The following is a 6797-nucleotide window of genomic DNA, read 5'->3' on the forward strand; positions in this document are numbered from 1 at the left end:
CTGGTCGCCGCCGGAGCCGCGGGGCGGCGCCGTCGGTGACCCGGGCGACCCCGACGACCTCACCGTGCCCGAGGCCGCCTGGTTCGTCGGCGGCCGGCTCAACGTCGCCGCGAACTGCGTGGACCGGCACGTCACCGCAGGCCTCGGCACCAAGCCCGCCCTGCACTGGGAGGGCGAGAACGGCGAGCGGACCACGGTCACCTACGCCGACCTGCAGCGCCGAGTCGCGCAGGCCGCCCACGCGCTGACCGCCCTCGGCGTCGGCCCGGGCGACCGCGTGGTGATCTACCTGCCCGTGCTCGTGGAGACCGTGGTGGTCACCCTGGCCTGCGCGCGCATCGGCGCGGTGCACAGCCTGGTGTTCGGCGGGTTCAGTGCCGAGGCACTGCGGTTCCGCCTGGCCGACACGGGCGCGAAGCTGCTGGTCACCACCGACGGGCAGTACCGCCGCGGCGTCGCGACGCCGGTCAAGGTGACCGCCGACGAGGCCGTGGCCGGGCTCGACCACGTGGAGCACGTGCTGGTGATCCGCCGCACCGGTTCCGACGTGGCCTGGACGGACCGCGACGTCTGGTGGCACGACGCCGTCGACACGGCGCCCGAGGTGCACGACGTGCAGGCGTTCGACGCCGAGCACCCGCTCTTCATCATCTACACCAGCGGCACCACGGGTAAGCCCAAGGGACTTGTCCACACCTCCGGTGGATATCTCACGCACGCGAGCTGGGCCCACTGGGCGCACTTCGACGCGCAGCCCGACGACGTGCACTGGTGCACCGCCGACCTGGCCTGGGTCACCGCGCACACCTACGAGATCTACGGCCCGCTCTCCAACGGCCTCACGCAGGTGATCTACGAGGGCACGCCGGACACGCCGTCGCGCGAGCGGCACCTGGAGATCATCGAGCGGTACGGCGTCACCGTGTACTACACGGCGCCCACGCTGATCCGGACCTTCATGACCTGGTTCGGCGACACCCTGCCGGAGCACGACCTGTCGTCCCTGCGCCTGCTCGGCACGGTCGGCGAGGCGATCAACCCCGCCGCCTGGGAGTGGTTCCGCGCGACGTTCGGGCGCGGGGAGCTGCCCGTGATCGACACCTGGTGGCAGTCCGAGACGGGTGCCGCCATGGTGGCCCCGCTCCCGTACGTGACGCCGCTGGTCCCGGGCTCCGCGACCCGGCCCCTGCCGGGCATCGAGGTGGCCGTGGTGGACGACGACGGCCGGCGGCTCGGTCCCGGGGAGCCCGGCATCCTCGTCGTGACGAGGCCGTGGCCGGGCATGGCGCGCACCGTCTGGCGCGACCCGGCGCGCTACCGCGACGCGTACTGGCGCAGGTTCGCGGGCCACGGCCCCACGGGCGCGTACTACGTGGCCGGCGACGGCGCGCTGCTGGACGAGCAGGGCAACGTGCACCTGCTGGGCCGGCTCGACGACGTCGTGAACGTCTCCGGGCACCGGCTGTCCACCATCGAGATCGAGTCCGCGCTGGTGGCGCACAGGGGCGTCGGCGAGGCCGGCGTCGCGGGCGTGCCGGACCCGGTCACCGGGCAGGCCGTGGCGGCGTTCGTGGTGCCGTCGGTCGAAGGCCGGGCCGGCACGACGTCGCCGGAGGAGGCGGACGCCGAGGCTGCCGCGCTCCGGTCGCAGGTGGCACGCGAGATCGGGCCGGTGGCCAAGCCGCGGCACGTGATCGTGGTGCCCGAGCTGCCGAAGACGCGGTCGGGCAAGATCATGCGGCGCCTCCTGGCGCAGCTGTGGCAGGGCGAGGAGCTGGGCGACGTCACGTCGCTGCAGAACCCGTGGGCCGTCGACGACATCCGCGATGTCCTGGCAGCAGGAGTCGCGGAAAGGAAGGCAGGACGATGACCGAGCACACCTTCGGGTTCCGCACGCGGGCCCTCCACGCGGGGGGTATCCCCGACGCGGCGACCGGAGCGCGGGCGGTACCGATCTACCAGACCACGTCGTTCGTGTTCCAGGACACCGACGACGCCGCGAACCTGTTCGCGCTGCAGAAGTACGGCAACATCTACTCGCGCATCGGCAACCCGACGGTCGCGGCGCTCGAGGAGCGCATCGCGTCGCTGGAGGGCGGCATCGGCGCGGTCGCGACGGCGTCCGGCATGTCGGCGGAGTTCATCACGTTCGCCGCGCTCGTCGGGGCCGGCGACCACGTGGTCGCCTCCGCGCAGCTCTACGGTGGCACGGTGACGCAGCTCGACGTGACGCTGCGCCGGTTCGGAGTCGGGACCACGTTCGTGCCCGGCACCGACCCCGCCGACTACGCCGCGGCGATCACGCCCGAGACGAAGGTGCTGTACACCGAGGTCGTGGCCAACCCGTCGGGCGAGGTGGCCGACCTGGAAGGGCTCGCCGAGGTGGCCCACGCCGCCGGCATCCCGCTGGTGGTGGACGCGACGCTCGCGACGCCGTACCTGGTGCGGCCCATCGAGCACGGCGCCGACATCGTGATCCACTCCGTGACGAAGTTCCTGGGCGGGCACGGCACCACGCTCGGCGGCGTCGTCGTCGAGTCCGGCCGGTTCGACTGGGGCAACGGCAAGTTCCCGCAGATGACCGAGCCCGTGCCGTCCTACGGCGACGTGCGCTGGTGGGGAAACTTCGGCGAGTACGGCTTCCTCACCAAGCTCCGCTCCGAGCAGCTGCGCGACATCGGCCCGGCGCTCTCGGCGCAGTCGGCCTTCCAGCTGCTGCAGGGCATCGAGACGCTGCCGCACCGCCTGGACGCGCACCTGGCGAATGCCCGCGCGGTGGCCGAGTGGCTCGACTCCGACCCGCGCGTCTCCTACGTGCTCTGGGCCGGGCTGCCGTCGCACCCCCACCACGAGCGGGCGCAGAAGTACCTGCCGCTGGGACCGGGCTCGGTCTTCGCGTTCGGCCTCCAGGTCCCCGAGAACGGTGGCGTGCTGATCGACGGGCGCGAGGCCGGCCGGCTGTTCATCGAGTCGCTGGAGCTCGCCTCCCACCTCGCGAACGTGGGTGATGCGCGCACCCTGGTGATCCACCCCGCCTCGACCACGCACCAGCAGCTCTCCGCCGACCAGCTCGAGGCGGCGGGCGTGCCCGAGGACCTCATCCGCATCTCGGTGGGCCTGGAGGACGTCGAGGACATCCTCTGGGACCTCGACCAGGCACTGACCAAGGCGACGGGAGCGACCCGATGAGCGAGACCACCCGGACCTGGCAGGGCCCGAGCGCCCCGGAGCGCCTCCGGATCCTGCGCTCCGCCCGGTCGATCGCGATCGTCGGGGCGTCGGCGAACCAGGCGCGCGCCAGCTACTTCGTGGCGACCTACCTGCTGTCCTCGTCCCCGTACGACGTGTACTTCGTGAACCCGCGGGCCACCGAGATCCTGGGACACCCCGTCTACCCGAGCCTCGCGGACCTGCCCGTGGTGCCCGATCTCGTCGACGTGTTCCGGCGCCACGAGGACCTGCCGACCGTGCTGGACGAGACCATCGCGGTGGGCGCGAAGACCGTCTGGCTACAGCTCGGCTCGTGGCACGAGGACGTCGCGCGCAAGGCGGAGGCCGCGGGGCTGAACGTCGTGATGGACCGGTGCGTCAAGATCGAGCACGCACGGTTCCACGGCGGGCTGCACCTGGCCGGGTTCGACACGGGCGTGATCAGCTCCCGCCGGGCTGACCGGTAGGTCCGGCGCCCGGGCCTTCGGGCCCGGGCCCGTCCCGGACTAGAGTCGGTCCACGATGAGCACACGTGTGGAACCGGTCAGCGCGGAGCTCCTCGTCGAACGGGTGGCCGACGCCGTCCTGGCCCGCACGGGCGGTGCCGACACCCCGGTCCGCCTCCTCGTCGACGGGCACCCGTCCACCCACCCCGAGCTGCTCGCCGACGCGCTCGTCGCGCCCCTGGAGACGGCCGGCCGGCGCGTGGCCCGGGTGCGGGTCGCCGACTTCCTGCGCCCGCGGTCCCTGCGGCTCGAACACGGTCGCGACGACCCCGACAGCCTGCTGGACGGCTGGATCGACGTCGAGGCGCTGAACCGCGAGGTGCTGCGGCGGGTCGTGGAGCGCGGCGAGTACCTGCCCAGCCTGCGCGACCCGGACACCGACCGGGCCACGCGCGCCGCCTACGTCACCGCCGATCCGGGCACCGTGGTCGTGCTGGACGGGGCGCTCACGATCGCCCGCGGGCTCGACGTCGACGTCGCCGTGCACCTCGCGCTCAAGCCGGGCACGCTCCGGCGTCGGACACCCGACGAGCAGGCGTGGGAACTGCCCGCCTACGAGCGGTACGCGGCGCAGGCGGAGCGCGCGGCGGACCTGCTGGTCCGGGTCGACCACCCGGACCACCCGGCCCTGGTGCACCGCTGACCGGGCGTCAGTCGCTCGCGGCCGACGCCGGGGCGTAGCCCCAGTACTCACTCATCGTCCGCAGCTCGCGTGGGATCTCGTCCGGGTCCGGGAGCGTGCGCCCGGCCTGGATGCTCCCGGTGCGGATCTTGTCCCGCCAGTCGCCCAGGCCCTTGCGGACCTCGCCGTGCTCGTGGTCGCCGTACGAGACCATGCCCGGCTCCCACGGCAGGCCGAGGAAGTCGCAGATCCGGTGGAACTCGGTCGCCGGGTCCGCGGTGACGTCCTCGTAGCGGACCGTCAGCCCCGGAAGCCGATGGCGCACGTCCTCCAGCGCCGTCATGTACTTCAGCGTGTGCATGACGGCGCGGTTCATGGGCCGCCGGGCCGGGTCGGCGTCGTGCCAGGAGCGGGCGATCGACGCCGGGTGGCGCAGCAGGAAGATGAACCGGGCGTCCGGCCAGCACACCGCGAGCCGGTCGGCGACGAAGACGTTGCTGGGAGTCTTCTCCACGACGACCTGCTTGCCGCTGCGCAGCAGCTCACGGTGCAGCACCCGATCCCACAGGATGTGCTCGACGTCGGCCACGTTGTGTCCCAGCGCGTACATCGCCTCCTGGGTGAGCCGCGTCGTGAAGTCGACGGACAGCCGCCGCACGTGCGTCTCGATGGGCGCGTGCACCTGGGAGTGGCTGTCCAGCACCACGCGCAGCAGCGTCGACCCGGCGCGGGGGGACGAGAGCACGAAGACCGGGGCGACCAGCAGGCGGTCGGCCGCGGGGTCGGCCGGCGGGCGGATGCGCCCCCTACCCGGACGGCTCGTGCCGCCACTCGGAGTGCCGCCCTGGCGGGCGCCACTCTGTGCATCACCCTGCCGGACGCCGCCGTGGTCGCGGGGCACGCGCGTGACCCGCAGGCCCGCGTGCTTCTCGAGTGCCGTACCGAACCGGCGGGCCAGCTGTGTGCCGGTTCCTCGAACCGTGAGCATGTCGAAGGACTCCGTTCGGCTGTCCCCCTGCCGTCCAACACGGTGACACGCCCGTCCGGGGCGCGCCACCGTTGCGGCATCGGCCCGGCTACAGCACCAGGCAGAACGGGTGGCCGGCCGGGTCCGCGAACACGCGGAAGCCGCTGCCCTCGCCGGGCAGCCGGGCCGCGCCGAGCGCCAGCACCGCGGTCTCGCCCGCGTCCAGGTCGGGCACCCCGACGTCGAGGTGCACCTGCTGCGGGTGGGCGGGGTCCGGCCACCGCGGCGGGTTGTAGTCCGCCACGGACTGGAAGAGCACGGGCCGGTCGCCGCCGAGCATGGCGACCCCGTCGGCGTCGTAGGCCACGGGGGCGCCCAGCACGCCGGACCAGAATGCGGCGAGCTCGGAGGCGTCCGGGCAGTCGAAGGTGGGACCCATCACGGTCACTCCGTCGGACTCCTCCTTGAGGCACAGGTCGAAGGGGTGCCCCGCCAGGTCGGACAGCGTGATCCACTGCTCGTTCTCCCGCAGCACGGTGGCCCCCAGCTCCACCGCCCGGGCGCTCGCTGCGGCCAGGTCCGGCACGTACAGGTCGATGTGCGCCTGCTGCGGGTGCTCCTGCCCCGGCCACTGCGGCGGGACGTGGTCGGGCGCGAGCTGGAACGCGACGTCCCATCGGTCCGGGGTCGTGACGGTGATCCAGTCGTGGTCGGTGAACTTCACGGCGCCGCCGGTCAGGGCCGTCCAGAACCCCGCCTCGGTGGCGAGGTCGGGGACGTCCAGGACCACGGACTTGAGCACACCCACCCCGGGTGCGGGGGCCTCTGCGGCCGGTCCGGTGGAGGTTGATTCAGTCATGGCCCAACCTTTCGGGAGGTGGTGGGAAGAACCTTCGGCTACCACCCTGCACCCCACCGCCGACATTCCCCACCGGAAAAGTTGCGGAGGACTGTCCACCAGGTTATCCACAGCATGCCCGCCCGTGGCCCGCACCACCCCGCAGTTATCCACAGATGCTGTCCACAGGCCTGTGAATGCGGTGGTCAGCCCTGGGGGCAGGCGGACACACTGTCCCGGTGCAGAACACCGTCGCCCTCGCGCAGAGCGCCCTCGCCCCGACGCTCGGCGCCGTCCGCCTCACCGACCCGGTCGATCTGGGCGGCTCCGCCCGCTCCCAGGTGCTCCGCTGCCGGGTCGAGCGCGCCGGCGACGATCGTCCCGCGCCGTCCGGTACTCGTCAGCACCTCCCGCCCACGGTGATCGTCAAGCGCTTCCTGTCCGACGCCGGCGCGTTCGTCCGCGAGACCGTCGGCCTGGACGTGTGCCCGGGCACGCCGACCCTCCTCGCCCAGGACCAGGCCAACGGCCTGATCGTCATGTCCGATCTCGGCGTGCTGCCCACGCTGGCCGACCTGCTCCTCGGGGACGACCGCGACGCGGCCTGGGACGGGGCACGGTCCTGGGCCCGCGCGCTCGGCCGCACGACAGGCG

The 6797-nt window shown here is 73.0% G+C and carries 7 protein-coding genes; 5 read left to right on the top strand and 2 right to left on the bottom strand.

Features of this window, described 5'->3' with window-relative positions; all coding sequences use genetic code 11:
• The 4 genes from acs to PROKR_RS26250 form a co-directional block, all read left to right on the top strand.
• Nucleotides 1-1870 (top strand): acetate--CoA ligase (acs, locus tag PROKR_RS26235; protein WP_157602735.1); only part of this gene is annotated, 1870 nt, incomplete at its 5' end.
• Nucleotides 1867-3189: an O-acetylhomoserine aminocarboxypropyltransferase/cysteine synthase family protein gene (locus tag PROKR_RS26240; protein WP_036969647.1), complete on the top strand. Its 1323-nt coding sequence runs from the start codon at nucleotides 1867-1869 to the stop codon at nucleotides 3187-3189. The genes acs and PROKR_RS26240, both read left to right, overlap by 4 nt.
• Nucleotides 3186-3677, top strand: coding sequence for a CoA-binding protein (locus tag PROKR_RS26245; RefSeq protein ID WP_036969650.1), 492 nt, complete (start codon nucleotides 3186-3188; stop codon nucleotides 3675-3677). Before PROKR_RS26240 ends, PROKR_RS26245 begins: the two co-directional genes overlap by 4 nt.
• Before the next feature lie 55 nt (nucleotides 3678-3732).
• Nucleotides 3733-4359 (top strand): nucleoside/nucleotide kinase family protein, encoded by a 627-nt coding sequence (locus tag PROKR_RS26250; RefSeq protein ID WP_036969654.1) that lies wholly within the window; start codon nucleotides 3733-3735, stop codon nucleotides 4357-4359.
• Nucleotides 4360-4366: 7 nt separating this feature from the next.
• On the opposite strand, the gene PROKR_RS26255 is transcribed toward PROKR_RS26250, so the two are convergent.
• Both PROKR_RS26255 and PROKR_RS26260 read right to left on the bottom strand, forming a co-directional pair.
• Nucleotides 4367-5326, bottom strand: coding sequence for a sulfotransferase (locus tag PROKR_RS26255; RefSeq protein WP_036969657.1), 960 nt, complete (start codon nucleotides 5324-5326; stop codon nucleotides 4367-4369).
• A gap of 88 nt (nucleotides 5327-5414) precedes the next feature.
• Nucleotides 5415-6164 carry a VOC family protein gene (locus PROKR_RS26260; RefSeq protein ID WP_051433386.1) on the bottom strand — a complete coding sequence of 250 codons (750 nt, stop codon included), beginning with the start codon at nucleotides 6162-6164 and terminating at the stop codon, nucleotides 5415-5417.
• A gap of 218 nt (nucleotides 6165-6382) precedes the next feature.
• On the opposite strand from PROKR_RS26260, the gene PROKR_RS36305 reads away from it, so the two are divergent.
• The coding region (locus tag PROKR_RS36305) for a hypothetical protein (protein WP_036969663.1) at nucleotides 6383-6797 on the top strand (415 nt) is incomplete at its 3' end.

This window comes from Promicromonospora kroppenstedtii DSM 19349 (genome assembly GCF_000515355.1).
GTDB classification, from domain to species: Bacteria; Actinomycetota; Actinomycetes; order Actinomycetales; family Cellulomonadaceae; genus Promicromonospora; species Promicromonospora kroppenstedtii.

Excerpts from the sequence above, each read along its gene's own strand:
- PROKR_RS26260 (WP_051433386.1), bottom strand. The coding sequence starts at position 6,164 with ATGACTGAATCAACCTCCACCGGACCGGCCGCAGAGGCCCCCGCACCC.
- PROKR_RS26250 (WP_036969654.1), top strand. The coding sequence starts at position 3,733 with ATGAGCACACGTGTGGAACCGGTCAGCGCGGAGCTCCTCGTCGAACGG.
- PROKR_RS26240 (WP_036969647.1), top strand. The coding sequence starts at position 1,867 with ATGACCGAGCACACCTTCGGGTTCCGCACGCGGGCCCTCCACGCGGGG.
- PROKR_RS26255 (WP_036969657.1), bottom strand. The coding sequence starts at position 5,326 with ATGCTCACGGTTCGAGGAACCGGCACACAGCTGGCCCGCCGGTTCGGT.
- PROKR_RS26245 (WP_036969650.1), top strand. The coding sequence starts at position 3,186 with ATGAGCGAGACCACCCGGACCTGGCAGGGCCCGAGCGCCCCGGAGCGC.